23 protein-coding genes and 1 pseudogene are annotated in these 25635 nt (G+C 68.1%); 7 read left to right on the top strand and 17 right to left on the bottom strand.

What is annotated here, in order from left to right:
- Positions 1–20: 20 nt before the first annotated feature.
- From trpA to ASE76_RS19365, 10 genes are all read right to left on the bottom strand, one after another.
- On the bottom strand, positions 21–830 hold the full coding sequence (gene trpA, locus ASE76_RS19410; protein WP_055843413.1) for a tryptophan synthase subunit alpha: 810 nt from the start codon (positions 828–830) through the stop codon (positions 21–23).
- Positions 827–2122, bottom strand: a complete 1296-nt coding sequence (gene trpB / locus ASE76_RS19405; protein ID WP_055843411.1) for a tryptophan synthase subunit beta — start codon at positions 2120–2122, stop codon at positions 827–829. The genes trpA and trpB overlap by 4 nt, the downstream gene beginning before the upstream one ends.
- 57 nt (positions 2123–2179) lie before the next feature.
- Positions 2180–2872, bottom strand: coding sequence for a phosphoribosylanthranilate isomerase (locus ASE76_RS19400; RefSeq protein WP_055843410.1), 693 nt, complete (start codon positions 2870–2872; stop codon positions 2180–2182).
- Positions 2869–3678 (bottom strand): tRNA pseudouridine(38-40) synthase TruA, encoded by an 810-nt coding sequence (truA, locus tag ASE76_RS19395; RefSeq protein ID WP_055843408.1) that lies wholly within the window; start codon positions 3676–3678, stop codon positions 2869–2871. The genes ASE76_RS19400 and truA overlap by 4 nt, the downstream gene beginning before the upstream one ends.
- A gap of 40 nt (positions 3679–3718) precedes the next feature.
- The gene (locus ASE76_RS19390) at positions 3719–6235 is read right to left on the bottom strand and encodes a FimV/HubP family polar landmark protein (protein ID WP_055843406.1); all 2517 of its coding nucleotides are present in this window, start codon (positions 6233–6235) and stop codon (positions 3719–3721) included.
- A gap of 252 nt (positions 6236–6487) precedes the next feature.
- Positions 6488–7606, bottom strand: a complete 1119-nt coding sequence (asd, locus tag ASE76_RS19385) for an aspartate-semialdehyde dehydrogenase (RefSeq protein WP_055843404.1) — start codon at positions 7604–7606, stop codon at positions 6488–6490.
- A 78-nt stretch (positions 7607–7684) separates the two neighbouring features.
- Positions 7685–8785 (bottom strand): 3-isopropylmalate dehydrogenase, encoded by a 1101-nt coding sequence (leuB, locus tag ASE76_RS19380; RefSeq protein WP_055843514.1) that lies wholly within the window; start codon positions 8783–8785, stop codon positions 7685–7687.
- A gap of 98 nt (positions 8786–8883) precedes the next feature.
- Positions 8884–9534, bottom strand: a complete 651-nt coding sequence (gene leuD / locus ASE76_RS19375; RefSeq protein ID WP_055843402.1) for a 3-isopropylmalate dehydratase small subunit — start codon at positions 9532–9534, stop codon at positions 8884–8886.
- A 17-nt stretch (positions 9535–9551) separates the two neighbouring features.
- The gene (leuC, locus tag ASE76_RS19370; protein WP_055843400.1) at positions 9552–10970 is read right to left on the bottom strand and encodes a 3-isopropylmalate dehydratase large subunit; all 1419 of its coding nucleotides are present in this window, start codon (positions 10968–10970) and stop codon (positions 9552–9554) included.
- A 61-nt stretch (positions 10971–11031) separates the two neighbouring features.
- On the bottom strand, positions 11032–11982 hold the full coding sequence (locus ASE76_RS19365) for a LysR family transcriptional regulator (protein ID WP_055843399.1): 951 nt from the start codon (positions 11980–11982) through the stop codon (positions 11032–11034).
- Between the two features lie 186 nt (positions 11983–12168).
- Between ASE76_RS19365 and ASE76_RS19360 the strand changes: the two genes are divergently transcribed.
- The gene (locus tag ASE76_RS19360; RefSeq protein WP_055843397.1) at positions 12169–13356 is read left to right on the top strand and encodes a GGDEF domain-containing protein; all 1188 of its coding nucleotides are present in this window, start codon (positions 12169–12171) and stop codon (positions 13354–13356) included.
- Here the strand turns inward: ASE76_RS19360 and dnaJ are convergent.
- The 3 genes from dnaJ to grpE form a co-directional block, all read right to left on the bottom strand.
- Positions 13353–14510 carry a molecular chaperone DnaJ gene (dnaJ, locus tag ASE76_RS19355; protein ID WP_055843395.1) on the bottom strand — a complete coding sequence of 386 codons (1158 nt, stop codon included), beginning with the start codon at positions 14508–14510 and terminating at the stop codon, positions 13353–13355. The two genes, ASE76_RS19360 and dnaJ, sit on opposite strands and share 4 nt — an antisense overlap.
- Positions 14511–14596: 86 nt before the next feature.
- The gene (dnaK, locus tag ASE76_RS19350; protein ID WP_055843393.1) at positions 14597–16537 is read right to left on the bottom strand and encodes a molecular chaperone DnaK; all 1941 of its coding nucleotides are present in this window, start codon (positions 16535–16537) and stop codon (positions 14597–14599) included.
- A gap of 124 nt (positions 16538–16661) precedes the next feature.
- Positions 16662–17216 (bottom strand): nucleotide exchange factor GrpE, encoded by a 555-nt coding sequence (gene grpE, locus ASE76_RS19345; RefSeq protein WP_055843392.1) that lies wholly within the window; start codon positions 17214–17216, stop codon positions 16662–16664.
- Positions 17217–17489: 273 nt separating this feature from the next.
- On the opposite strand from grpE, the pseudogene rpsF reads away from it, so the two are divergent.
- The 5 genes and pseudogenes from rpsF to dnaB all read left to right on the top strand — a co-directional run.
- A pseudogene (rpsF, locus tag ASE76_RS19340) lies at positions 17490–17864 on the top strand (30S ribosomal protein S6); the annotation flags it as partial.
- Between the two features lie 110 nt (positions 17865–17974).
- Complete coding sequence (priB, locus tag ASE76_RS19335) at positions 17975–18265, top strand: primosomal replication protein N (RefSeq protein ID WP_055843389.1); 291 nt, start codon at positions 17975–17977, stop codon at positions 18263–18265.
- A gap of 18 nt (positions 18266–18283) precedes the next feature.
- A complete protein-coding gene (gene rpsR / locus ASE76_RS19330) occupies positions 18284–18568 on the top strand; it encodes a 30S ribosomal protein S18 (RefSeq protein ID WP_055843387.1) in 285 nt (94 codons plus the stop codon).
- A 12-nt stretch (positions 18569–18580) separates the two neighbouring features.
- Positions 18581–19033 (top strand): 50S ribosomal protein L9, encoded by a 453-nt coding sequence (gene rplI / locus ASE76_RS19325; RefSeq protein ID WP_055843386.1) that lies wholly within the window; start codon positions 18581–18583, stop codon positions 19031–19033.
- A gap of 190 nt (positions 19034–19223) precedes the next feature.
- Positions 19224–20642 carry a replicative DNA helicase gene (dnaB, locus tag ASE76_RS19320; protein WP_055843384.1) on the top strand — a complete coding sequence of 473 codons (1419 nt, stop codon included), beginning with the start codon at positions 19224–19226 and terminating at the stop codon, positions 20640–20642.
- Positions 20643–20730: 88 nt separating this feature from the next.
- Here dnaB and ASE76_RS19315 read toward each other — a convergent pair whose 3' ends face one another.
- The 4 genes from ASE76_RS19315 to ASE76_RS19300 form a co-directional block, all read right to left on the bottom strand.
- Complete coding sequence (locus ASE76_RS19315) at positions 20731–21117, bottom strand: hypothetical protein (RefSeq protein WP_055843382.1); 387 nt, start codon at positions 21115–21117, stop codon at positions 20731–20733.
- Between the two features lie 28 nt (positions 21118–21145).
- Entirely contained in the window at positions 21146–23038 is a 1893-nt protein-coding gene (locus ASE76_RS19310) for a PhoH family protein (protein ID WP_055843380.1), read from the bottom strand.
- A 221-nt stretch (positions 23039–23259) separates the two neighbouring features.
- Positions 23260–23739 carry a peroxiredoxin gene (locus ASE76_RS19305; protein WP_055843377.1) on the bottom strand — a complete coding sequence of 160 codons (480 nt, stop codon included), beginning with the start codon at positions 23737–23739 and terminating at the stop codon, positions 23260–23262.
- 122 nt (positions 23740–23861) lie between these two features.
- Positions 23862–24260, bottom strand: a complete 399-nt coding sequence (locus tag ASE76_RS19300) for an Mth938-like domain-containing protein (RefSeq protein WP_055843375.1) — start codon at positions 24258–24260, stop codon at positions 23862–23864.
- Between the two features lie 148 nt (positions 24261–24408).
- Here ASE76_RS19300 and ASE76_RS19295 point away from each other — a divergent pair, with 148 nt between their 5' ends.
- Positions 24409–25632 carry a pyridoxal phosphate-dependent aminotransferase gene (locus tag ASE76_RS19295; protein WP_055843374.1) on the top strand — a complete coding sequence of 408 codons (1224 nt, stop codon included), beginning with the start codon at positions 24409–24411 and terminating at the stop codon, positions 25630–25632.
- The last annotated feature ends 3 nt before the right edge of the window (positions 25633–25635 follow it).

Raw genomic sequence — 25635 nt, 5'->3', positions numbered from 1 at the left:
CGCCCCGGAACCGGTCGATTTTACGCGTCGAGCGCCTGTCGGATACCGGCCAGGAAATCCCGCGCGGCCGGCACCACGCCTTCGCGCGGTTGTTGCTCGATCAGCTGGATGATGCGGCTGCCGATCACCACCGCGTCGGCCACCCGGCCCACCGCCTGCGCGGTGGCGGCGTCGCGGATGCCGAAGCCCACGCCCACCGGGATCTGCACATGGGCCCGGATGCGGGGCAGCATCGCCTCGACCGCCGCGGTGTCCAGGTGGCCCGCGCCGGTCACGCCCTTGAGCGAGACATAGTAGACGTAGCCGCCCGCGATCTTCGCCACCTGCGCCATGCGCTCGTCGGTGCTGGTCGGGGCCAGCAGGAAGATCAGGTCCATGCCGTGGGCCTTGAGCTGCGCGGCGAAGTCGGCGCATTCCTCGGGCGGGTAGTCGACGACCAGCACGCCGTCGACGCCCGCCGCCGCCGCGTCGCGGACGAACGCGCCGGCGCCGTGCCTGCCGTCGTAGCGCTCGACCGGGTTGGCGTAGCCCATCAGCACCACCGGCGTGTCGGCGTCCTGGGTACGGAAGATGCGCACCATCTCCAGCACCTGGCGCATGCCGATACCGAGCGCCAGCGCCCGCTCGCCGGCCTGCTGGATCACCGGGCCGTCGGCCATCGGGTCGGAGAACGGCACGCCCAGCTCGATCACGTCGGCGCCCGCGGCCACCATGCCGTGCATCAGCTCGGGCGTGATGTCGGCATAGGGGAAGCCGGCGGTGACGTAGGGGATCAGGGCCTTGCGGCCGTCAGCCTGCAGCCGGGCGAAGGTAGCGGCGATACGGCTCATGACTGCGTCCCCACGCCCTTGGCGCCCGAAGCGTCGTGCTCGGGCGCCATCGCGCCCTTGACGACATGGCCGCGCATCGACGGCCGGTCGTAGAAATCGGCGCCCGACAGGTCGGCCACGGTGCCGATGTCCTTGTCGCCCCGGCCCGAGAGGTTGACCAGGATCGACTGGTCGGGCCGCATCGTGGCGGCCAGCTTCATCGCATGGGCTACCGCATGGCTCGACTCCAGCGCGGGGATGATGCCCTCGGTGCGGCACAGGTGGTGGAACGCGGCCAGCGCTTCCTTGTCGGTGATGCCGACATATTCGGCCCGCCCGATGTCGGAGAGGTGCGCATGCTCGGGGCCGACGCCGGGGTAGTCCAGGCCGGCGCTGATGCTGTGCGTCTCGGTGACCTGGCCGTCGTCGCTCTGCAGCAGGTAGGTGCGGTTGCCGTGCAGCACGCCCGGGCTGCCGCGCAGGATCGAGGCCGAGTGCCGGCCGCTGTCGAGGCCTTCGCCCGCGGCTTCGACGCCGATCAGCCGGGTGTTCTCGAACGGGATGTAGGGGTGGAAGATGCCCATCGCATTGCTGCCGCCGCCGACGCAGGCCACCACCGCGTCGGGCTGGCCGCCGTTCAGGAACGCCGGCATCTGCTCGATGCACTCGGTGCCGATGACTCTCTGGAAGTCGCGCACCATCATCGGGTACGGGTGCGGGCCGGCCACGGTGCCGATGATGTAGAAGGTGTTCTCGACGTTGGTGACCCAGTCGCGCATCGCCTCGTTGAGCGCGTCCTTCAGGGTCTTGCTGCCCGAATCGACCGGCACCACGGTGGCGCCGAGCAGCTTCATGCGGTAGACGTTGGGGCTCTGGCGCTTGACGTCCTCGCTGCCCATGTAGACCACGCACTCCAGGCCGTAGCGGGCGCAGATGGTGGCGGTCGCCACGCCGTGCTGTCCGGCACCGGTCTCGGCGATGATCCGCGGCTTGCCCATGCGCTTGGCCAGCATCGCCTGGCCGATCACGTTGTTGATCTTGTGGGCGCCGGTGTGGTTCAGGTCCTCGCGCTTCAGGTAGATCTGCGCGCCGCCGATGTCGCTGCTGGTGCGCGCCGCGTGGTAGACCGGCGACGGCCGTCCGACGAAGTGCGCGAGTTCGTACTGGAATTCGGCGAGGAATTCGGGGTCGTGCTGGTAGCGGGCGTAGGCGGCCCGCAGTTCCTGGATCGCGTGGGTCAGGGTCTCGCTGGCGAAGGTGCCGCCATAGGGCCCGAAATGGCCGGACGCGTCCGGCTGCTGGTAGGCATACATGTGTGAACCGATCAGGGAGGCCGGCGCCGCCGGGGCGGCGCGGGCGGGGTGGTTGGCTTACAGCGCCTGGTCGGCGGCGCGCACGGCCGCGACGAAGCGCTGGATCTTCTGGGCGTCCTTGATGCCCTTGTGGCCCTCGCGCTCGACGGCGGAGCTCACGTCGACCGCGAGCGTCCTACCGCGCGGCCGCAGGGCGGCGATGCCTTCGCCCACGTTTGCAGGCGTGAGTCCACCACTCAAGACGAGGTGAGCGTCGACGCTTGGAGGAAGAAGTGACCAATCGAATGTCTTTCCGCTGCCGCCGTAGCCCTCGACATGGGCGTCGAGCAGGATGGCCCGGGCATCGGCATAGCTGGCCGCGTATTTTACGAGGTCGAACGCCGGTGCGTCCGCGCCGAGGGGAATGCGCGCCGCCCGCAGATAGGGACGCAGGCCGTTCTGCGCGGCCATGCGGCACTCCTCGGGCGTCTCGTCGCCGTGGAACTGCAGGCAGGCGCCCGGCACCGCCGACGACGCCGCGATCACGTCGCCAGCAGCCGCATTGACGAACAGCAGCACCGGCGTCACGAACGGGGGCAGACGTGCGGCGAGCACCGCCGCGCGCTGCGGGGTGACGTAACGGGCACTGGCCGGGTAGAGCACGAAGCCCACCGCATCGGCGCCGGCGTCCACCGCGGCATCGACGTCCTGCTCGCGGGTCAGGCCGCAGATCTTGATCCGGGTACGCAGGGGCAGGGGGGAGTCGTTCATGGCAGCCCATCATACGCAGCGGTCCGCTGGGGCAGGCCCCAGCGCGCGTCGTAGACCGGGCCCAGAAAATACAGCCCGTCGGGCGAGAAGGTGGGCGCCGCGGCCTTGCGCGAGCGGGCCTCCAGCACCTCGCGCATCCACGACGGCGGCTGCTGGCCCTGGCCCACCACCAGCAGGCATCCCATCAGGTTGCGGATCATGTGGTGCAGGAAGGCGTTGCCCTCGAATTCGAAGCGCCAGTAGGCGCCCGGCCACTGCGTGTCGCCCCCGGTGTCGCGGCGGCGGATGTCGGCCCGGGTCAGCGTCTTGACCGGCGAGAGTGCCTGGCAGCTCGATGCGCGGAAGGAGCTGAAGTCGTGGGTGCCGAGCAGATGCTGCGCTGCGGCCTGCATCGCGTCCAGGTCCAGCGGCCGGTGGAACCAGCCGACGCGGCCCGCATCGACGCTGGGCCGCACCGCCGACTGTCGCAGCACGTAGGCATAGCGGCGCGCCATGGCACTTGCGCGGCAATGAAAATCGGGTGGTACCACTTGCGCCCATTCGACCGCGATGTCCGGCGGCAGGTAGCGGTTGGTGCCGCGCACCCACGACATCGGCAAGCGGTCGATGTCGGTGTCGAAGTGCACCACCTGCATCAGGCCGTGCACGCCGGCATCGGTGCGGCCGGCGCAGAGGGTCGATATCCGCTGCACCGCGAATGTGCCCAGCGCCGATTCGAGCTTGTCCTGGATCGTCCTGCCCGACGCCTGGCTCTGCCAACCCTCGTAGCCCTGGCCGTTGTAGCTGACCCCGAGTGCCAGCCTCACGGTGCCGGGGCCGCCACGGCGTGGCTCTGCATCCGGGCGATCAATCGAGTTCCGCGAGCATGCCCTCGGCGCGGGTACGCAGGCTGCCCTTGGCTTCGGCAATCACTTCCTCGACCAAGTGGCGCGCACCGTCGGCGTCGCCGATGGCCGCGAACTCTTCGGCCAGCGCCAGCTTGGTCGCCAGCGCGTCCTCGGGCGAGGGCACGCTGCCGGTGATGTCGGCGGGAACCGGCGGTGCCTCGGCCGGCGTGTCGAGGTCGAGCGACAGGGCGTCGAGGTCGAAATCGACCGCCGAGGGCGATGGCGCTGGGCTGGCGACCGGCGCGGCGGACGGGCTGGCAGGCGCCGGGTCGTCGAGCGTGAAATCGAGGCCGAAGTCGTCGTCGGCCGCCGGCGCAGCCGCCGCAGGGGCTGCCGGCGTTCTTGGCGAAGACGGGAATTCGGAGAAGTCCAGGTCCAGCGACGGCATGACCGGCGCGGCGACCGGCTCGGGAACGTCTTCGACGAAGGACACGGGCTCCTCGGGCTCCACCGGTGCGGGCGCGGGTGCGGGCGGGGGCGCGTCGGCGCGTGGGTTGTCGGAGAAGGCCGCCACTGCCGCGGCGGCGCCCAGGCCTGCTGCGGACGCGACGACCGTGGGCGCGGCACCCGACAGGGTCGGCTGTGCCTGGTACAGCGAGTTGGCCGGGTCCAGTTCCTGGCCGAGCGTGCGGATGCGCTGCCAGTCGTCGCCGTGGCCGTCGGTCATGCGGTAGGCCTCGGCCGCGATGTTGTGGAAGGCCGGTGCGTCGGGACGGCGGGCGTAGATTTCGGCCAGCTTCGCGTGCAGCGCGGTGCGCTCGGGGTGGATGCGCAGGGCTTCCTTCAGAATTTCCTCAGCCTGGAGGTCGCGGCCGTAGGCCAGGTACACATCGGCCTCGGCCACCGGGTCGACATCGCCGCCCGCATCGAGCTGGCTCGGCGAATAGCTGGTGGCGATCACCGACTGGGTGCTGCTGGTGTCGACATGCTGGCCGCCGCTGTTGCCGAAGAACGAATCGGCGTGCATGCGGCTTTCGAGGAAACTGCTGTCCTGCACCGCACGGCGACGACGGATCGTGCGGTACGAGGCCAAGGCGACAATCAGCGCGACCAGCAGGCCGACGACGGCGAGCACGCGGGAGTCCTGCAGCAGGCTGCCGAGGCCGTCCTCGTCGTCCGCGACCGGGGCGGCTGCCGGTGCAGGGGCAGGCGCCGGGGTGGCCGGGGCGGCGGCGGGTGCTGCTGCCGAAGCGTCTGCCGGTGTCGGCGCCGCAGCCACGGGGGTGTCGACGGCCGGCGCGGCGGTTGCCGGGACCGGCGCTGCGGTGTCCCCAGCCGGAGCCGGTGGGGTGGGTGGTGTGGTCACCGCCGGGGCAGGGGCGGCGGGCACCGCGGGCGCTGCGATGGCCGGCGCTGCGGGTGCCGCGCCCGGTGTGGTGGCGGCGCCCAGTCGGTTCAGGTCGTTGAGGTTCTTCGACAACTCGGCCGAGCGGTTGGCCGCGTCGCGGCTGTTGCCGGCCTGGGCGACGCGGTCGGCCTCGGTACCGGTGGCGCCCTTGGAGAGCGTCAGCCGGTCGGGCGTGGCGGCGGCGGCGCGGCGGTCCTCGACCTGGGTCTGGACGCTGCCGGTGACCGAGCGCTGCGGCGTTCCGACATCGGCGGCCGGCGCGCGGCCGGCCAGGCGGCGGCGGAATTCGTTGAAGTCGCGGCTCTGGGCCACCACAATCTGGCGTGCCTGCGGTGCGGGCGTGGCGGCGATCTGCGCCGCATCCGGCACGTCCAGCACGACGCCGGCCCGCATGCGGTTGACGTTGTTGCCGACGAAGGCGTCCGGATTGGCCTGCAGCAGCGCGACCAGCATCTGGTCGAGCGACACGCTGGCGGGCTTGTTGGCCGCGGCGATCCGGCCGGCGGTATCGCCCGGCCGCACGGTGACCTGCGACGCACCGGTCGACTGACGGGGCTCCGCTGCCACGGCAGGCGCACGGGGCGCTGCGGGCGGCCGCTCGGCGACCGGCGCGGGTGCAGGGGCAGGGGCAGGGGCGGGTACGGCGGCCGGCAGCGGGGCGGGTACGGCACGCGCCGGAACCGGCGGGGCTACGGGCGCTGGCGGTGCAGCGGCGATCTGGGGTGCGATCTGCGGCGCGGCGGCGGTCGCGCGGTTGCTCGGCGGATCGAGCAGCACGGTGTAGTTGCGGGAGATGCGGCCGCCGTTCCAGTTGGCCTCCAGCAGCATCTCGAGGAAGGGGTCGTTGACCGGTCGGCTGCCGGTCACGCGGACCACCGAGCGGCCGTCAGCGCGGCGCGCCAGGCTCAGTTGCAGGCCGGCCATCACCGGGCTGTACTCCACGCCCGCGGCACGGAAGGCGGCGGCCGAGGCAGGCTGCAGGACCAGCGTGTCGGCTTCGAGATCGGTGATCTCGGGAACTTCGATTTCCGCGCGGAGCGGCTCGCCGAGCGCCGACTGCACCGTCATCCGGCCCAGGGCCAGCGCGGAGGCGTTCCCGGCGAGGACCAGGCCGCCGACGGCGAGCATGGCGGCAGCTGCCAACCGGTGCCGCGAAGCTCCGAAAGCAGCGGTTGATGCGGCCCCTCCGGCCTGCGCAGCCGTCCGATGTTTTTTCGTCATTACTGGCAAACCTTCGCGCTGAAAATCAGCGGACGACCATAGCATCAATGATTTTGTGTGACAAGGTAACAGCGGGTAGGCTAAGGCGTGCCGCGACCGGTGTGGCCCGGCGACAACGTGGCGATGTTATTGGCCCGGATTTAATTATCCGGGCCGGGGTCAACGTGCCAGCAGGATGCGCAGCATGCGGCGCAGCGGCTCGGCCGCGCCCCACAACAGTTGGTCGCCGATCACGAAAGCCGAGACGTACTCCGGCCCCATGTTCAGCTTGCGGACCCGGCCCACGCCGACCTCCAGGCCGCCGGTGATCGCGGCGGGTGTCAGTTCCTTGACGGTGATCGCGCGGTCGTTCGGCACCCACTTCACCCACGGGTTGCCGGACTTGACGATGGATTCGATCTCGTCGAGCGGCAGGTCCTTCTTGAGCTTGAGCGTCAGCGCCAGGCTGTGGCAGCGCATCGCCCCGATGCGCACGCACAGGCCGTCGACCGGGATCAGGGCCGGCGTGTCGAGGATCTTGTTGACCTCGGCCTGGCCCTTCCACTCTTCCTTGGACTGGCCGTTGTCCAGTTGCGCGTCGATCCAGGGAATCAGGCCGCCGGCCAGCGGTGCGCCGAAGAATTCGGTCGGCACGTCGTCGCGGATGGTGGCGGCCACCTTGCGGTCGATGTCGAGGATGGCCGAGGAAGGCGTGCGCAGCTCTTCGGCCACCGCGTCGTGCACCACGCCCATGCCCTTCAACAGCTCGCGCATGTGGTTGGCGCCGCCGCCCGAAGCCGCCTGGTAGGTCATCGAGCTGACCCATTCGACCAGCCCCTGCTTAAACAGGCCGCCCACGCCCATCAGCAGGATGGAGTTGGTGCAGTTGCCGCCGATGTAGTTCTTCACGCCCTTGTCGAGCGCGCGCTGGATCACGTCGTCGTTGACCGGGTCGAGCACGATGACCGCGTCGTCCTTCATCCGCAAGGTGGAGGCGGCGTCGATCCAGTAGCCGGTCCAGCCGGCGGCGCGCAGCTTGGGGAAGACTTCGCTGGTGTAGTCGCCGCCCTGGGCGGTGATGACGATGTCGCAGCGCTTGAGCGCCTCGATGTCGAACGCGTCCTGCAGCGTGGTGTTGTTCCTGGCCTGGGCGGGCGCCTTGCCGCCGGCGTTTGAGGTCGAGAAGAAGACCGCGTCGATGACGTCGAAATCGCCCTCGGCCTGCATGCGGTCGATGAGGACCGAGCCGACCATGCCGCGCCAGCCCACGAGTCCTACGAGATTGCCTACCTTGCTCATCGCTTTTGCCCTTTCAGAAAATGAATCTGGTTCCCCGGCTCGTCTCGGCCGGGGGTGGGCGCGACGAACCGGGCTGTGTCAGCCTTTAATGGTCGTCTTGGTGGTGGACGAAGACAGCGCTGCGACGACGGCGTCGCCCATCTCGCGGGTGCCGACCTGGGTCGTTCCGGGCGAGTGGATGTCCACGGTGCGGAGTCCCTGGGCGAGCACGGCCTGCACCGCGGATTCGATCCGGTCGGCGGCTTCGGGCTGTTGGAGGGAAAAGCGGAGCATCATGGCAGCGGACAGGATTGTAGCCAAAGGATTCGCGATCCCCTTGCCGGCGATGTCGGGCGCGCTGCCGTGGCTCGGCTCGTAGAGTCCCTGCTTCCTGTCGTTCAAGGATGCCGACGGCAGCATGCCGATCGAGCCGGTCAGCATCGCCGCCGCGTCCGACAGGATGTCGCCGAACATGTTGCCGGTGACGACCACGTCGAACTTCTTCGGCGCCTTGACCAGCTGCATCGCGGCGTTGTCGACGTACATGTGGTCCAGCGCCACGTCGGGGTATTCCTTGCCCACCTCGGCGACCACGTCCTTCCACAGCTGGAACGTCTCCAGCACGTTGGCCTTGTCGACGCTAGTGACCCGCTTGTCGCGCTTTTGCGCCGCCTGGAAGGCGACGTGGGCGATGCGCTCGATCTCGGGGCGCGAGTAGCGCATCGTGTCGAAGGCTTCCTCGGCACCGGGGAAGTGGCCGTCGGTGGCGGTGCGGCGGCCGCGCGGCTGGCCGAAGTAGATGTCGCCGGTCAGCTCGCGGATGATCAGGATGTCCAGGCCCGCGACCAGCTCGGGCTTGAGGCTGGAGGCGCCCACCAGCTGCTCGTAGCAGATGGCCGGGCGGAAGTTGGCGAATAGGCCCAGGTGCTTGCGCAGGCCCAGGATCGCCTGCTCCGGGCGCAACGGGCGGTCGAGCGTGTCGTATTTCCAGTCGCCGACCGCGCCGAACAGGATGGCGTCGGCCGACTTGGCCAGGTTCAGCGTCGCGTCGGGCAACGGATGGCCGTGGGCCTCGTAGGCGGCGCCGCCGACCACCGCGGTCTCCAGTTCCAGCGGCAGGTCGAGGACGTTCAGGACCTTGACGGCCTCGGCCACGATTTCGGTCCCGATGCCGTCGCCCGGCAACACTGCGATCTTGATGCTCATGCTTCTATGCTCACTTTTTGATAGCTGCTGGCCGGCGCCGTTCGCCGGCCGTGGCTATTATTTCTTTGAAAAACGGGTTCTCTCTAGCGCTTTCAGCCGACCATCGTGTGGGCCAGCCAGGGCTTGGTCGCCAGGCGCTCGGTTTCGAATGCCCTGATCTTGTCCTTGTGCTGCAGGGTCAGGCCGATGTCGTCGAAGCCGTTCAGCAGGCAATGCTTGCGGAACGCGTTCACCTCGAACGGGATCTCCTGGCCGCCGGGCTCCACGATCACCTGGCGCTCCAGGTCGATCGTCAGTTGGTAGCCGGGGAACGCGTAGCTCTCGTCGAAGAGGCGGGCGACGGTCGACTCGGGCAGCACGATCGGCAGCAGGCCGTTCTTGAAGCTGTTGTTGAAGAAGATGTCGGCGAAGCTGGGCGCCAGGATGGCCCGGAAGCCGTACTGGTCGAGCGCCCAGGGCGCATGCTCGCGGCTCGATCCGCAGCCGAAGTTCTTGCGCGCCAGCAGGATCGAGGCGCCGGCGTAGCGCGGCTGGTTCAGCACGAAGTCGGGGTTCGGCCTGCGGCTGGCCGGGTCCTGGCCCGGCTCGCCGTGGTCGAGGTAGCGCCACTCGTCGAACAGGTTCACGCCGAAGCCGGTCTTCTTGATCGACTTCAGGAACTGCTTCGGGATGATCGCGTCGGTGTCGACGTTCTCGCGGTCCATCGGCGCGACCAGGCCCTGGTGTACGGTGAATTTCTGCATGGTTCTCTCCTGGGGCGTCAGATCTTGCGGATGTCGACGAAGTGGCCGTGGACGGCTGCGGCCGCGGCCATCGCCGGCGACACCAGGTGGGTGCGTCCACCCGCGCCCTGGCGGCCTTCGAAGTTGCGGTTGCTGGTGCTGGCGCAGCGCTCGCCCGGCTCCAGCCGGTCGGCGTTCATCGCCAGGCACATCGAGCAGCCGGGCTCGCGCCATTCGAAGCCGGCGGCTTTGAAGATCTCGTGCAGGCCTTCGCGCTCGGCCTGGTCCTTCACCAGGCCCGAGCCCGGCACGACCATCGCCACCTTGATGTTCTTGGCGACCTTCTGGCCCAGCTTCTTGACCACCGCCGCCGCCTCGCGCATGTCCTCGATCCGGCTGTTGGTGCAACTGCCGATGAAGATCTTGTCGACGTAGATGTCGTCGAGCGCCTTGCCCGGGGCCAGGCCCATGTAGTTCAGGGCGCGCTCGATCGCGTCGCGCTTGCTGGCGTCCTTTTCCTTGTCGGGGTCGGGCGTGCGGGCGTCGATGCCCAGCACCATCTCGGGCGAGGTGCCCCAGGTGACCTGCGGCACGATCTTGGACGCGTCCAGCTCGACCACCGCATCGAAGGTGGCGTCCGGATCGGACTGCAGCGTCTTCCAGTAGGCGACCGCCTGGTCCCATTCGACGCCGGTGGGCGAGAGCGGGCGGTTCCTCACGTAGTCGATCGTCTTCTGGTCCACCGCGACCAGGCCGGCGCGCGCACCGGCCTCGATCGCCATGTTGCAGACGGTCATGCGGCCTTCCATGCTCAATGCACGGATCGCCGAGCCGGCGAACTCGATCGTGTAGCCGGTGCCGCCGGCGGTGCCGATGCGGCCGATGATCGCCAGGACGATGTCCTTGGCGGTGATGCCGGGGGCGACGGTGCCCTCGACCTTGATCAGCAGGTTCTTGGCCCTCTTGGCGAGCAGGGTCTGCGTGGCCATGACGTGCTCTACCTCGCTGGTGCCGATGCCGTGGGCGAGCGCGCCGAACGCGCCGTGGGTGGAGGTGTGGCTGTCGCCGCAGACGACGGTCATGCCGGGCAGGGTGGCGCCGTTCTCGGGGCCGATGACGTGCACGATGCCCTGGCGTTTGGACAGGAACGGGAAGAACGCGGCCGCGCCCGACTCGGCGATGTTCGCGTCGAGCGTGGTGATCTGCTCCTTGCTGATCGGGTCGGTGATGCCGTCGTAGCCCAGCTCCCAGCCGGTGGTGGGCGTGTTGTGGTCGGCGGTGGCGACGATCGAGCTGACGCGCCACACCTTGCGGCCGGCCACGCGCAGGCCTTCGAAGGCCTGCGGGCTGGTGACCTCGTGCACCAGGTGCCTGTCGATGTAGAGCACGGCGGTGCCGTCTTCTTCGGTGTGGACGACGTGCTCGTCCCAGATCTTGTCGTAGAGGGTGCGTCCCATGGTGGAGCTTCTTTCGTGGGTGGGAAATCTGTTTTGAACAAGCCGTGCGGTGCGGGGCAGCCTAGGCCGCTGCCCGTTCGGTCACGGCAGCCGGCGCGGTGAGGTGGTCGACCAGCATCCGCGCGGTGACCGGCAGCGCAGCGAAATCGCGGGCCAGCAGCCGCAGCTCGCGGGCGGCCCAGGCATCCTGCAGCGCCACGGCGCGCAAAGCGCCGACGCCGCCCATCAGGGCGAAGGCCCGGTCGGGCACTACGCCGATGCCGAGGCCGTTGTCGATCATCCGGCACATCGCGTCGAGGCCGGTCACCTGCATCCGCAGCCGCAGGGGCTTGCCGGCCTGCGCGGCGGCCTTCTGCATCGCCAGGCCGATGCTGCTGGCGGCATGCAGCCCGACGATGTCGTAATCGAGTGCTGCTACGAAATCGATAGCGTCATGCCGGGACAGGGCGTGGGCCTGCGGCACGACGAGCACCAGGCGGTCGTGCCGGTAGGGCAGGCTCTGCAGCGGCTCTTCCTGGGCGCTGGCGGTGGCGGGATAGTGGGCGATGCCGATATCGGCCGCGCCTTCGCGTACCGCCTGGGCCACGTCGGCGCTCAGGTGCTCCTGCAGGTCGATCTTCACCTGGCCGTGCTGCAGCACGAAGGCGCCCAAGTCCTCGGGCAGGAACTGCACGATCGCCGAGATGTTGGCATGCACCCGCACATGGCCGCGCACGCCTTCGGCGTATTCGCTGAGCTCCCCCTGCATCTTGTCCAGGCCGAACAGCACCGCGCGGGCATGGTGCAGCAGGTTCTCGCCAGCGGGCGTCAGCTTCACGCCGCGGCTGTGGCGGTAGAGCAGGGCGGTGCCGACGGCAGCCTCCAGCTCGGCCAGGCGCTTGCTGACGGCCGATGCGGCGATGAACTCGCGCTCCGCCGCGCGGCCGATGCTGCCCAGTTCGCACACCGCAACGAAGAGCTGCAGGGAGGTGAGGTCGATACGGCGGGCGAAACTGCGGTCGGGGTTCTTCATCGGGGTGACGTCATCGTCGTTTGCGATGCATTCGCTATTTTCCTCGATAAATTGGGGTGTTGCCATCGCCTTTGGAGATGCTTTGCATGGCGAATGGTGCACGGGCCGGGCAGGGCCGAAGGCGCTCAGAGTGGCAGAACCCGGCCGTTATGCTTGCGGAACCCGACCCCGTGCAACCGCTCCCGGATGACCACCACGCTCCCGCCTCCGCTGCATTCGTTCTCCGACTTCGCTGCGTGGCGTGAAGCCCGCGATACCCGCCTGCGGACCCGGCTGGGCGGCGCCTACTACCTGTTGGCCTGGATGCTGTGCTGGGGCTTCAGTGCGGCTCCGCTGCAACTGGCGGTGCCGGGCGCCGTGCTGTGGATCTTCTATGCCGGCATGCTCGCCTGGCGCAGCCTCGACAGGCTTCCCGCGTCGGACGATGCGCGGGTGCTGCGCCGGTGGCTGTCGCAGCACTGGCTCCTGATCTTCGGCACCGCGCTGGCCTGGGGCCTGACCTATGCCTGGATCCTGTTGCAGCCGGATTTCCGGACGTCGTGGCTGATCGCCACCTTGGCCACCGTCGCCTTCGCCACCGCCATGGCCTTCACCTTTCCGATGGACCGACAGCGCGCCATCCTGGCGACATGCCTGCTGCTGGCGCCGGCCTTCGCGGCGATGGCCGCCGTGGGCCGCGAGCACCTGCCCACGCTGGTGACGCTAGCTTTCTACACCACCTACCTCATGCTGGCCCTGAAGCGCGGGCACGCCGAATACTGGGCGCATGCCCGCACCGAGTACGAGCTGTACGAGCAGCGCGCGCGTTTCCAGGAAATGAGCCGCACCGACAGCCTGACGCAGTTGGGCAATCGCTACCACTTCAACAGCCGCTTTCCCGTGCTGGCCGCGCAGGCGGCGGAGGAGGGCCGGCCGCTGTCGCTGCTGCTGTTCGACCTGGACTTCTTCAAGCAGATCAACGACGCCCATGGCCATGCTGCGGGAGACGCGTGCCTGCGCAGCTTCGCCGAGGCGTTGCGCAAGCGCTTCGGCACCGCGGGCAACACCCTGGCCCGCCTGGGCGGCGAAGAGTTCGCGGTGCTGATGCCCGCGACGCCGGCCGACGAGGCCTACCGCCGCGCCGAAGCGTTCCGGGACGAGGTGGCGGCCTTGCGGATCGAGGCACCACCGGGACGTGTGCTGCAGCTGACGACCAGCGTTGGCGTCGGCACCCTGTCGGGCGCGCCGGTGGAGCCCTCTGCCTTCTTCCAGCAGGTCGACCGCGCGCTGTACCGCGCCAAGGAAAACGGCCGCAACCGCAGCGCCGTGGCAGGCGATGCGGATGCGGCCGTCGGGTCCGCGGGCTCCGGCACCGGGCCGGACGCCGCGCTCTAGCTGAACAGATTCTTCAGCTTGTCGGTCCAGCTCTCGCCGGTGGGCGAATGCTTGCCGCCACCCTTCTTCAACGACTCCTCCAGCTCGCGCATCAGCTTGCGCTGGTGTTCGGTCAGCTTGACCGGTGTCTCGACCGCGATGTGGCAGTACAGGTCGCCGGGATAGCTGGCGCGCACGCCCTTGATGCCCTTGCCGCGCAGCCGGAACTGCTTGCCGGCCTGGGTGCCTTCGGGGATGTCGATCGCCGCCTTGCCGGCCAGCGTCGGCACCTCGATCTCGCCGCCGAGCGCCGCGGTGATGAAGCTCACCGGCACCTGGCAGTGCAGGTCGTCGCCGTCGCGCTCGAAGATGTCGTGCTTCTTGATCCGCACCTCGATGTGCAGGTCGCCCGGCGGCCCGCCGTTGGTGCCCGGTTCGCCGTTGCCGACGCTGCGGATCGTCATGCCGTCGTCGATGCCGGCGGGGATCTTGATCTCCAGCGTCTTCTGGCTCTTGATGCGGCCCTGGCCGCTGCAGGTGGGGCAGGGCTCGGGGATGATCTTGCCGGTGCCGTGGCACTGGGGGCAGGTCTGCTGCACGCTGAAGAAGCCCTGGCGCATCTGCACCGAGCCGGCGCCGTTGCAGGTGGTGCAGGTGATCGGCTTGGTGCCGGGCTTGGCGCCCGAACCGTGGCAGGTGTCGCAGTTGTCCCAGGTCGGCACGCGCAACTGCACATCCTTGCCCTTGGCCGCTTCTTCCAGCGTGACCTCCATCGCGTAGCTCAGGTTGGCGCCGCGGTAGACCTGGCGGCCACCCGCACCGGCGCGCCCGCCACCGCCGCCGGCCCGCTGCTGGCCGAACATGTCGCCGAAGATGTCGCCGAAGGCTTCCGCGAAGCCGCCGAAGCCTTCTCCGCCCGCACCGCCGGGGCCGCGCATGTTGGGATCGACGCCCGCGTGGCCGTACTGGTCGTAGGCGGCCCGCTTCTGGCCGTCGGAGAGCATCTCGTAGGCCTCCTTGGCCTCCTTGAACTTCTCCTCGGCCACCTTGCCGCTGTCACCCTGGTTGCGGTCGGGGTGGTGCTTCATCGCAAGCTTGCGATAGGCCTTCTTGATGTCCTCCTCGCTCGCGTTCTTCGCGACGCCGAGGACCTCGTAATAATCTCTTTTCGCCATCTGGTGGAAACCCGGTTACCTGGAGCGGGAGCGCCGCGCCGCCCCTTGCGGGGCGCTGCGCGGCGCAGAGGGTGGGCGCAGCGCGCTCAGCCCTTCTTGACTTCCTTGACTTCGGCGTCGACCACGTTGTCGTCGGCCGGCGCGGCGGAAGCCTGTTGTTGCGGCTGCTGGTCGGCACCCGGTGCGCCGCCGCCCGCAGCGGCCTGCGCGTCGGCGTACATCTTCTCGCCCAGCTTCTGGCTGGCGGCCATCAGCGCCGCGCTCTTCTCGTCGATCGCGGCCTTGTCCTCGCCCTTGAGCGCTTCTTCCAGCTCCTTGGAGGCGGCCTCGATCTTCTCCTTCTCGCCGGCTTCGAGCTTGTCGCCGTGCTCGCCCAGCGACTTCTTCACGCTGTGCAGGCTGGCTTCTGCCTGGTTGCGGGCCTGGACCAGCTCGACCTTCTTCTTGTCCTCGGCGGCGTTCAGCTCGGCGTCCTTCACCATCTTCTGGATTTCCTCCTCGGAGATGCCCGAGTTGGCCTTGATGGTGATCTTGTTTTCCTTGCCGGTGGCCTTGTCCTTCGCGCCGACGTGCAGGATGCCGTTGGCGTCGATGTCGAACGACACCTCGATCTGCGGCGTGCCGCGGGCGGCCGGCGGGATACCTTCGAGGTTGAACTCGCCGAGCGCCTTGTTGCCCGAGGCCAGCTCGCGCTCGCCCTGGAACACCTTGATCGTCACGGCCGGCTGGTTGTCTTCCGCGGTCGAGAAGGTCTGCGCGAACTTCGTCGGGATCGTGGTGTTCTTCGTGATCATCTTGGTCATCACGCCGCCCATCGTCTCGATGCCGAGCGACAGCGGGGTCACGTCGAGCAGCAGCACGTCCTTGCGGTCGCCCGACAGAACCTGGCCCTGGATCGCGGCGCCCACGGCCACGGCCTCGTCGGGGTTCACGTCACGGCGCGGCTCCTTGCCGAAGAACTCCTTGACCTTCTCCTGCACCTTGGGCATGCGGCTCATGCCGCCGACCAGGATCACGTCGTTGATGTCGGAGACGCTGATGCCGGCGTCCTTGATCGCCATGCGGCAAGGGGCCATCGTGCGCTCAATCAGCTCGTCGACCAGGCTTTCCAGCTTGGCGCGGGTCAGCTTGATGTTGAGGTGCTTCGGCCCGGTGGCGTCTGCCGTGATGTAGGGCAGGTTGACGTCGGTCGCGGCCGACGACGACAGCTCGATCTTGGCCTTCTCGGCCGCTTCCTTCAGGCGCTGCAGGGCCAGCACGTCCTTGCCCAGGTCGACGCCTTGCTCCTTCTTGAACTCGGCGATGATGTAGTCGATGATGCGCTGGTCGAAGTCTTCGCCGCCCAGGAAGGTGTCGCCGTTGGTGGAGAGCACCTCGAACTGCTTCTCGCCGTCGACGTCGGCGATCTCGATGATCGACACGTCGAAGGTTCCGCCGCCCAGGTCGTACACGGCGATCTTGCGGTCGCCCTTTTCCTGCTTGTCGAGGCCGAAGGCTAGCGCCGCGGCCGTCGGCTCGTTGATGATGCGCTTCACATCCAGGCCGGCGATGCGGCCGGCGTCCTTGGTGGCCTGGCGCTGGGCGTCGTTGAAGTACGCGGGCACGGTGATCACCGCCTCGGTCACGGCTTCGCCCAGGTAGTCCTCGGCGGTCTTCTTCATCTTGCGCAGCACTTCGGCGCTGACCTGCGGCGGCGCGAGCTTCTGGCCGCGCACTTCCACCCAGGCGTCGCCGTTGTCGGCCTTGGCAATGGCATAGGGCATCAGGTCGATGTCCTTCTGCACTTCCTTCTCTTCGAACTTGCGGCCGATCAGACGCTTGACGGCGTAGAGCGTGTTGCGCGGGTTGGTGACGGCCTGGCGCTTGGCGGAGGCGCCGACGAGGATCTCGCCACCTTCCTGGTACGCGATGATCGACGGCGTGGTGCGTGCGCCTTCCGAGTTCTCGATGACCTTGGTGGTGTTGCCTTCCATGATGGCCACGCACGAGTTGGTGGTGCCGAGGTCGATACCGATGATCTTGCCCATGAGAATTTCTCCTGATCTGAAAAAGTTTGCTTGTCGTCGAGTTGTGGATAACTTCGCGCAGTTCAAGAGGCCGATGCCTACGAATTGCGCAGTGCCGCCCTCACGGCATCCACTGGAAAAAGGGTTACTTAGGCGCGGCGACAACCACCAGCGCGGGGCGCAGCGTGCGCTCGGCGATGGAGTAGCCCTTCTGCAGCACCGAGACCACGGTGTTGGCCTCCTGCTCCGACGGCACCATGCTGATGGCCTGGTGCAGGTGCGGGTCGAACCTGGTGCCGGCCTCGGGCTGGATCGCGATCACCTTGTTGCGCTCGAGCGCGGCGGTCAGCTGGCGCAGCGTGGCTTCTGCGCCTTCGCGCAGCTGCTCGGGGGTGGCTTCCTTCACCGACAGGCCGGCCTCCAGGCTGTCGGCCACCGGCAGCAGGCTTTCGGCGAAGCTCTCGACGCCGAACTTGCGGGCCTTGGCGATTTCTTCCTCGGCGCGGCGGCGGGCGTTCTCGGCGTCGGCCTTGGCGCGCAGGTACTGGTCGGCCAGGTCGGCGCTCTTGGCCTGCAAGGCGGCCAGCTCGGCCTGGGCCGACGCGAGCGCGTCGGATGCGTGGGCGTGCATCGCGGCCTCGACTTCTTCGGGGCTGGCGTCTTCGGGCACGTTCGGAGGAGATGCGGTGTTGTCGGTCATCGTTTCGGAAGTGTTTCGGGTGGACACGCGCGCCACATGCAGGCGCTTTCGAGGATTTCAAGAGACGGGTGCCGTCGGCAGGATGGCGCCGGGCATCGTCGCCATGGGCACATGGTTGCCAGGGGTACCGATTGCAAGGGGTGGCATTTAGGCGAAAAGGCGGGCTATAATTGCCGGCTTTGCCTTGTCGTACCGCTACCGACGCAGCGGACGACTGTTTCTCAAGGCCGCCATCAGCCGACAGGCAGGGCGGTTCAGCCACAAGGAGAGTCTATGCGTCATTACGAAATCATCCTGCTCATCCACCCGGATCAGAGCGAACAAGTTCCGGCCATGCTGGAGCGCTACAAGGGCATGATCACCGCTGGCGGTGGCAAGGTGCACCGCGTGGAAGACTGGGGTCGCCGCCAACTGGCCTACCTCATCAACAAGCTGGCCAAGGCGCACTACCTGTGCATCAACATCGAAGCCGACCAGTCGGTGATGGCCGAGCTGGAGCATGCCTTCAAGTTCAACGATGCGGTGCTGCGCCACCTGACCGTGGTCCGCAAGCAGGCCGACACGGGCCCGTCGTCGATGATGAAGACCGTCGAGCGCGAAGAAGCCCGCAAGGCGCAGCAAGCCGAATTCGCCGCTTCCGGCGAACGCGGTGACCGCGGCGGCGACCGGGGCGACCGTGGTGGTGACCGCGGCGACCGGGGTGGCGAGCGCCAGGAGCGCGGCGACCGCGACCGTTAAACGGTCCTCGTTCGCGCGGAGTGGGTAACCAGGTCGTCCTGACCGCCTGCATCGTCGAATCAAACGCCATCCGCTACACCCCCGCCGGGCTGCCCGCCCTGGATCTGCGACTCGAACACGAGTCGAAGGTCACCGAGGCAGGTCAGTTGCGGGATGTGCGGGCCTCCGTGAAGGCGGTGGCGTTCGGTTCGGTGGCAGAGCGGCTGGTACGGCAGGCCGTCGGCAGTGGCTGGCGGTTCACCGGTTTTCTCGCCACGCCGCGCAACGGCAAACAGCTCGTCCTGCACATCCAGGAATTCCAGCCAGATTAATTTTTGAGAGGTCCCATCATGGCCACGTTCAAGAAATTCAACAAAGACAAGCGCCCGAAGCGCAACACCCAATCCCTGCTGTTCAAGCGCAAGCGCTTCTGCCGCTTCACCGTCGCCGGCGTCGAAGAGATCGACTACAAGGATGTCGACACGCTGCGTGACTTCATCGGCGAGAACGGCAAGATCATCCCCGCCCGCCTCACCGGCACCCGCGCGATCTACCAGCGTCAGCTCAACACTGCCATCAAGCGCGCGCGCTTCCTGGCGATGGTCCCGTACAGCGACCAGCACAAGACCAACTAAGGAGCCCCTGTCATGCAAATCATCCTGCTCGACAAGGTCGTGAACCTCGGCAACCTCGGCGAAATCGTCAAGGTCAAGGACGGCTACGCCCGCAACTTCCTGATCCCGCAAGGCCGCGCACGCCGTGCCACCGAAAAGGCCAAGGCCGAATTCGAAGCCAAGCGCGCCGAACTGGAAAAGGCTGCCGCTGCGAAGCTGGCCGAATCCGAAGCCCAGGGCGAGAAGCTCTCCGGTACCACGGTCAAGCTGACCCAGAAGGCCGGCGTCGACGGTCGTCTGTTCGGCTCGGTCACCAATGCCGACATCGCCGAAGAACTCGGCAAGAACGGCTACAAGGTCGCGAAGTCGCAGGTCCGCCTGCCGAACGGCCCGATCAAGACCATCGGCGACAGCACCGTCAGCGTGCAGCTGCACACCGACGTCACCGTCGAGATCACGGTCACCGTCTACGGCGAGACCGCGTAAGCGTTTCCTGCCCGCCCCTGCAAAGGCCGCCTTCGGGCGGCTTTTGCTTTTGGGGCGCGGCGCGGCATGTCCGAAAAGTTGTCCCGCGCTGCCTACCGCGAATCCACGGCGCGTCCACCGTTTGCCCCCAGCCTTGTCCACAGGTCCGCACCCGTTTGCGGCTTAGGATGGAAGGCTTCCCGAGAACCCCATGCCCGCCACTTCGACCTTTCCTCCGTTCGACCCGTCGGACGCGCCGTCTTCTGCCGACCGCGAGGTGGCGCAGCTGCGCATTCCGCCGCATTCCATCGAGGCCGAGTCCAGCGTGCTGGGCGGCCTGCTGCTCGACAACGGTGCCTGGGACCGGGTCGGCGACCTGCTGAAGGACGACAACTTCTACCGCTACGAGCACAAGCTGATCTACGGCGCCATCGGCGCGCTGATCAACGCCTCGAAGCCGGCCGACGTGATCACCGTCTTCGAACACCTGCAGAGCCAGGGCAAGGCCGAGGAGATGGGCGGGCTGGTCTACCTGAACCAGCTGGCGCAGTACGTGCCCAGCGCCGCCAACATCCGGCGCTACGCCGAGATCGTGCGGGAGCGCGGCATCCTGCGCAAGCTGGTGACCGCCAGCGACGAGATCGCCACCAACGCCTTCAATCCCCAGGGCCGGCCGGTCGCCAAGATCCTGGACGAGGCGGAGCAGAAGATCTTCAACATCGGCGAGGAAGGCTCGCGGATGAAGCAGGGCTTCCAGAGCATGGACACCCTGGTGGTCGAGCTGCTCGACCGGGTCCAGGAGATGGCCGACAACCCCAACGACATCACCGGCGTGCCCACCGGCTTCATCGACCTCGACCGGATGACCTCGGGCCTGCAGGCCGGCGACATGGTGGTGCTGGCGGCGCGTCCGTCGATGGGCAAGACGGCGTTCGCGGTGAACATCGCCGAGCACGTGGCGCTCAACGAGGGCCTGCCGGTGGCGGTGTTCTCGATGGAAATGGGCGCCTCCCAGCTCGCGGTGCGGATCGTCGGCTCGATCGGCCGGATCGACCAGGGCCACCTGCGCACCGGCAAGCTCAGCGACGACGAATGGCCCCGGCTGACCGAGGCGATCGAGCGGCTGCGCACCGTGTCCTTGCACATCGACGAGACGCCCGGCCTGACGCCCAGCGAGCTGCGCGCCAACGCCCGGCGCCTGGCACGCCAGTGTGGCAAGCTCGGCCTGATCGTGGTCGACTATTTGCAGCTGATGAGCGGGTCGAGCTCCAGCGGCAGCGACAACCGCGCGACCGAGCTGGGCGAGATCTCGCGGGGTCTCAAGATGCTGGCCAAGGAGCTGCAGTGCCCGGTGATCGCCCTGTCGCAGCTCAACCGCTCGGTGGAGCAGCGCACCGACAAGCGGCCGATGATGTCGGACCTGCGCGAGTCGGGCGCGATCGAGCAGGACGCCGACATCATCATGTTCATCTACCGCGACGACTACTACAACAAGGACAGCAAGGAGCCGGGCGTGGCCGAGGTGATCATCGGCAAGCAGCGCAACGGCCCCACCGGCACGGTGAAGCTGGCCTTCCTGAAGCCGCTGACCCGCTTCGAGAGCCTGGCGACCGGATCCGGCGATTTCTAGCCGTTTCGAACATGAAAAAGGCCGGTAGCCGTTGAGCGGCGCCGGCCTTTAGCTATTGATCTTGTAGCAAATCGTCGGTGCGGCCTGCCTAGCGCTGCGCGGCCCAGACTACCAGCATCCCCACGCTGGCTACTAGCACCAGGCAGGCGCCGCTCAGCAGCCGCACCCGCTTCTGCAGGCCGTCGACCACGGTCACGATCTGGGCGTTCTGCTCGGCGAGCGAGGCGATCAGCTCGGCCGAGTCGCGCTGCTCCTTCTCGAGCGTCGCCACCTGGGCCTGCAGCGCATGCGCGAGCGCGGCGACGGCCTTCGGGTCGGCGGCGGTGGCCGGCACCGGGACCGCCGCGCCCGCGGGCCTGGCGGCCTCGCGGGTGGAGGTGAACAGCTTCTTGGCCCCTTTGACGATCTTGGGCGTCGCCTCGATCACGTCGCCCCAGGGCACCAGTTTCAGCGCGGTCATCCAGCCTAGTGCCATGCACCTGCTCCTGCGGCGGCGCCGGTCGTCACAGCACTTCGCTCGCGAAGTCGGCCAGGCGCGAGCGCTCGCCGCGGGCCAGGGTGATGTGGCCGCCGTGCGGCCAGCCCTTGAACCGGTCGACCGCGAAGGTCAGGCCCGACGAGCCTTCGGTGAGGTAGGGCGTGTCGATCTGCGCCAGGTTGCCCATGCAGATGATCTTGGTGCCCGGGCCGGCCCGGGTGACCAGCGTCTTCATCTGCTTGGGCGTGAGGTTCTGGGCCTCGTCGATGATCACGTACTTGTTGAGGAAGGTGCGGCCGCGCATGAAATTCAGGCTCTTGATCTTGATGCGCGAGCGGATCAGCTCGTTGGTGGCCGCGCGGCCCCATTCGCCGGCGTTGCCGCCGTCGCCCTTGGCCAGGAACTCCAGGTTGTCGTCGAGCGCGCCCATCCAGGGGCCCATCTTCTCCTCTTCGGTGCCGGGCAGGAAGCCGATGTCCTCGCCTACGCTCACCGTGGCGCGGGTCATGATGATCTCGGTGTAGCGGCGGTCGTCCAGCACCTGGGTCAGGCCGGCGGCCAGGGCCATCAGCGTCTTGCCGGTGCCGGCGGTGCCGGTGAGGGTGACGAAGTCGACCTCCGGGTCCATCAGCAGGTTCATCGCGAAGTTCTGCTCGCGGTTGCGGGTGTTGACGCCCCAGACCGCGTTCTTGGCCGAGCCGTAGTCCTTGAGCGTCTGCAGCACCGCGGTCTTCTCGCGGATCTCGGTGACGCGGGCGTAGAGGCTCTGCTCGCCCGGTGCCTCGAAGTAGGCGAACTGGTTGACCATCAGGCTCGGCACCACCGGCCCGGCGATCCGGTAATAGGTGCTGCCGGCGTTCTGCCAGCTCTCGACGCTCTTGCCGTTCTTCTCCCAGAAGTCGGCCGGCAGCGCCAGCGCGCCGGAGTAGAGCAGGTCGCCGTCTTCCAGCACCTTGTCGTTCTGGTAGTCCTCAGCGTCCAGGCCGAGTGCGCGGGCCTTGACCCGCATGTTGATGTCCTTCGACACCAGCACCACCTCGCGCGGCGCGTAGCGGGTGCGCAGCGCCTCCACCACACCGAGGATCTGGTTGTCGGCCTTGCCCTGGGGCAGGCTGGTCGGCAGGGTGTAGTCGAGCGTCTCTGTCTGGAAGAACAGGCTGCCACCGGCGCCACGATGGCCGGTGGTGTCGAGCTTGAGGCCCTTGGCGATGTCGGCGCCGCGGGCGGCGGCCAGGGCGTCGAGCGTGCGGCTGGCCTGGCGGCCGTTGCGGGCGACCTCGGTCATGCCCTTCTTGTGGCCGTCCAGTTCTTCCAGCACGATCATCGGCAGGAAGATGTCGTGTTCCTCGAAGCGGAACAGCGAGGTCGGATCGTGCAGCAGCACGTTGGTGTCGAGCACGAAGAGCTTCGACGCGCCAGCGGTCCGCGCCTTGCGGCCGCGGGCTCCTGGGGAGGCCTGTACCGGCGCGGCGGCGGCCACCGGAGCGGCCTCGGCCGGTGCAGCCACCGGGGCCGGCGTGGGCGCAGGTGGAGCGGCGGGGCGTGCACGGCCGCGGGCGGCCGGAGCCGGCGATGCCTTCGCCTCGACAGGCGCGGCCGGCACTTGCGGCGCGGCGCCGGGCGCTGCGGCGCGGCGGCCGCTCGGGTTGGCGGTCAGCAGCGATGCGGTCGCCGGGCCGGCGGCGACCAGCGCGTCCGGCACGTTCGGCGCTTGGTCGTCCGAGCGTTCCAGGGTCTGGCGGGTGATCGGCGCGGCCTGCAGGCGGGTGGCGCGTGCCGCCGGCGCCGCCGCGTCGGGAGCGGTGCGGCGGCCGGGCGATGCGCGGCGGGCCGGGGGCGTGGTGGCCGACTCCCGGGCGTCGTAGGCTTCGGCGGGGAGGATGGCGGCGCGTTTCGTGGGAGCGGGAGGCAGGGGCATGGGGCGTTCAGCTCGCGTGGAAGGAGTCAACGGGAGGGGCGCCGCACCGGCGGTTGCCGGCGAGGCAGGCCCGGGCGACGGTCGGAAAGCGGGGCGACAAACGAAAAAGCCGTCTGGAACACCAGACGGCTTTGGAAGGAGGGGTGCAGCACGAGGCCCAACAGCATCGGATCATTATGCATGACCCCCGTGTCGGCCCGCCGCCGCATCCGGCAGGCGCCTCAGGCGGCCTTGCGGGTGATTTCCTTGACGGCGGCCAGCACCTCGTCGACATGGCCCGGCACCTTCAGGCCGCGCCATTCCGCGGCCAGCAGGCCGTCGGCACCGATCAGGAAGGTGCTGCGCTCGATGCCCTTGACCTTCTTGCCGTACATGATCTTGTTCTTGACCACGCCGAACATGTGGCACATTTTCTCTTCGGTGTCCGCGATCAGTTCGAAAGGCAGCTCCAGCGTGGCCTTGAATTCGTCGTGCGACTTCATGTTGTCGCGCGACACGCCGAACAGCGTGGCGCCGGCCTTCACGAAATCCTTGTACCGATCGCGGAACTGCATCGCTTCGGTGGTGCAACCCGGGGTATTGTCCTTGGGGTAAAAGTACAAAACCATCACGTGGCCGAGGTGCGACGTGTTGGAGACTTTGATTCCGTTCGTGGCGTTCGCTTCGAATTCGGGAATGGGCTTGTTGACAACGATCGCCATATATCTTCTATTTCCCTGTGCCAGGATGTGGTCGTTGAAAGCCGGGGAAAAACGATGCTATCGTCCTTGATGGCCCCAACTGCAACCGCGGATTTTAACACTTCGCGGATTTGCGTCGCGTATCAGCCGCCCGAAGCACGCATGTCCGTCAGGGGTTCCAGCAGCAACGCGGCCAGCACGTGCCGGCCTTCGCCCGCCAGGATGTTGTAGGTACGGCAGGCGGCGGCCGTATCCATCGTCTCCAGCCCAATCTGCCGGGCGATCAGCGGCCGCAGCCAGGCGGTCGGCGGAAACCGGTTGCGCATGCCGCTGCCGAAGATGATCAGTTCGGCATCCAGCCCCGCCAGCGTCTCGAAGTGCGCGGCCGTCAGGTCCTCGAAGCGGGCGCACGGCCAGTCGATCCGTTCGCCGCGCGAGCCCAGGATCACGCTGGAGGTGATCCGCTCGGGTCCGAGCCCGATCCAGCCCGGGCCGTGGCCGCTGATGGAGGGCGCGTCGAACTTGTCGGGCTGGAGTTTCATGGCGGGGCAGGGGGATGGGGAGTCAGGAAAAAGAGGGCGCCGGCGCGGCCGCACGGGCCGGCAGGCACCGCAGAGGCGCGGCTTTGCACAAGGCAAACTGTGGTTCAATTATAGGTTTCCCTGCTGCTGCCCGCCCTCCGGAGGAACCTTGAAGGCCATCCAGAAATCCGCCAAGCTCGCCAACGTCCTCTACGACATCCGCGGCCCCATCATGGACCGCGCCAAGCAGATGGAGGAAGAGGGCCAGAAGATCATCAAGCTCAACATCGGCAACCTGGCGGTGTTCGGCTTCGATGCGCCGGAGGAAGTGCAGCAGGACATGATCCGCAACCTGCCCAACTCGGCGGGTTATTCCGACAGCAAGGGCATCTTCGCGGCGCGCAAGGCGGTGATGCACTACACCCAGGAGCAGGGCATCGCGGGCGTGACGCTCGACGACATCTACCTGGGCAACGGCGCCTCCGAGCTGATCGCGATGGCCACCAACGCGCTGCTCAACGACGGCGACGAGCTGCTGCTGCCGATGCCCGACTACCCGCTGTGGACCGCTTCCACCAGCCTGTCGGGCGGCACGCCGGTGCACTACCGCTGCGACGAGGCCGACGGCTGGATGCCCGACCTGGACGACATCCGCGCCAAGATCACGCCGCGCACCAAGGGTATCGTGGTGATCAACCCGAACAACCCGACCGGCGCGCTCTATTCCACCGAACTGCTGCGCAGCCTGGTCGACATCGCCCGCCAGCACGGCCTGGTGCTGTTCGCCGACGAGGTCTACGACAAGGTGCTCTACGACGGCGTGCAGCACACCGCCATCGCCAGCCTGTCGGAAGACGTGCTGACGCTCACCTTCAACTCGCTCTCGAAGAGCTACCGCTCCTGCGGCTACCGGGCCGGCTGGCTGGTGGTGTCGGGCGACAAGAAGGCGGCGCGCGACTACATCGAGGGCCTCAACATGCTCTCGAACATGCGGCTCTGCGCCAACGTGCCGGGCCAGTGGGCGATCCAGACCGCGCTCGGCGGCTACCAGAGCATCAACGACCTGGTCGGCCCTGGCGGCCGGCTGCGCCGCCAGCGCGACCTGGCCTACGAGCTGATCACCGCGATCCCCGGCGTGAGCTGCGTCAAGCCGCAGGCGGCGCTCTACATGTTCCCGAAGCTCGACCCGGCCGTCTATCCCATCACGGACGACCGCCAGTTCTTCCTGGAGCTGCTGCAGGAGACCCGGGTGATGCTGGTGCAGGGCACCGGCTTCAACTGGCCCGACACCGACCATTTCCGGATCGTGTTCCTGCCGCACGAGGACGACCTGCGCGAGGCCATCGGCCGCATCGCCAAGTTCCTCGAGAGCTACCGCAAGCGCCACGCCTGAGCG

Source organism: Xylophilus sp. Leaf220, assembly GCF_001421705.1.
Lineage (GTDB): Bacteria > Pseudomonadota > Gammaproteobacteria > Burkholderiales > Burkholderiaceae_C > Xylophilus.
The sequence above is the reverse complement of the archived record's forward strand: the minus strand, read 5'-3'. Positions and strand labels throughout refer to the sequence as shown.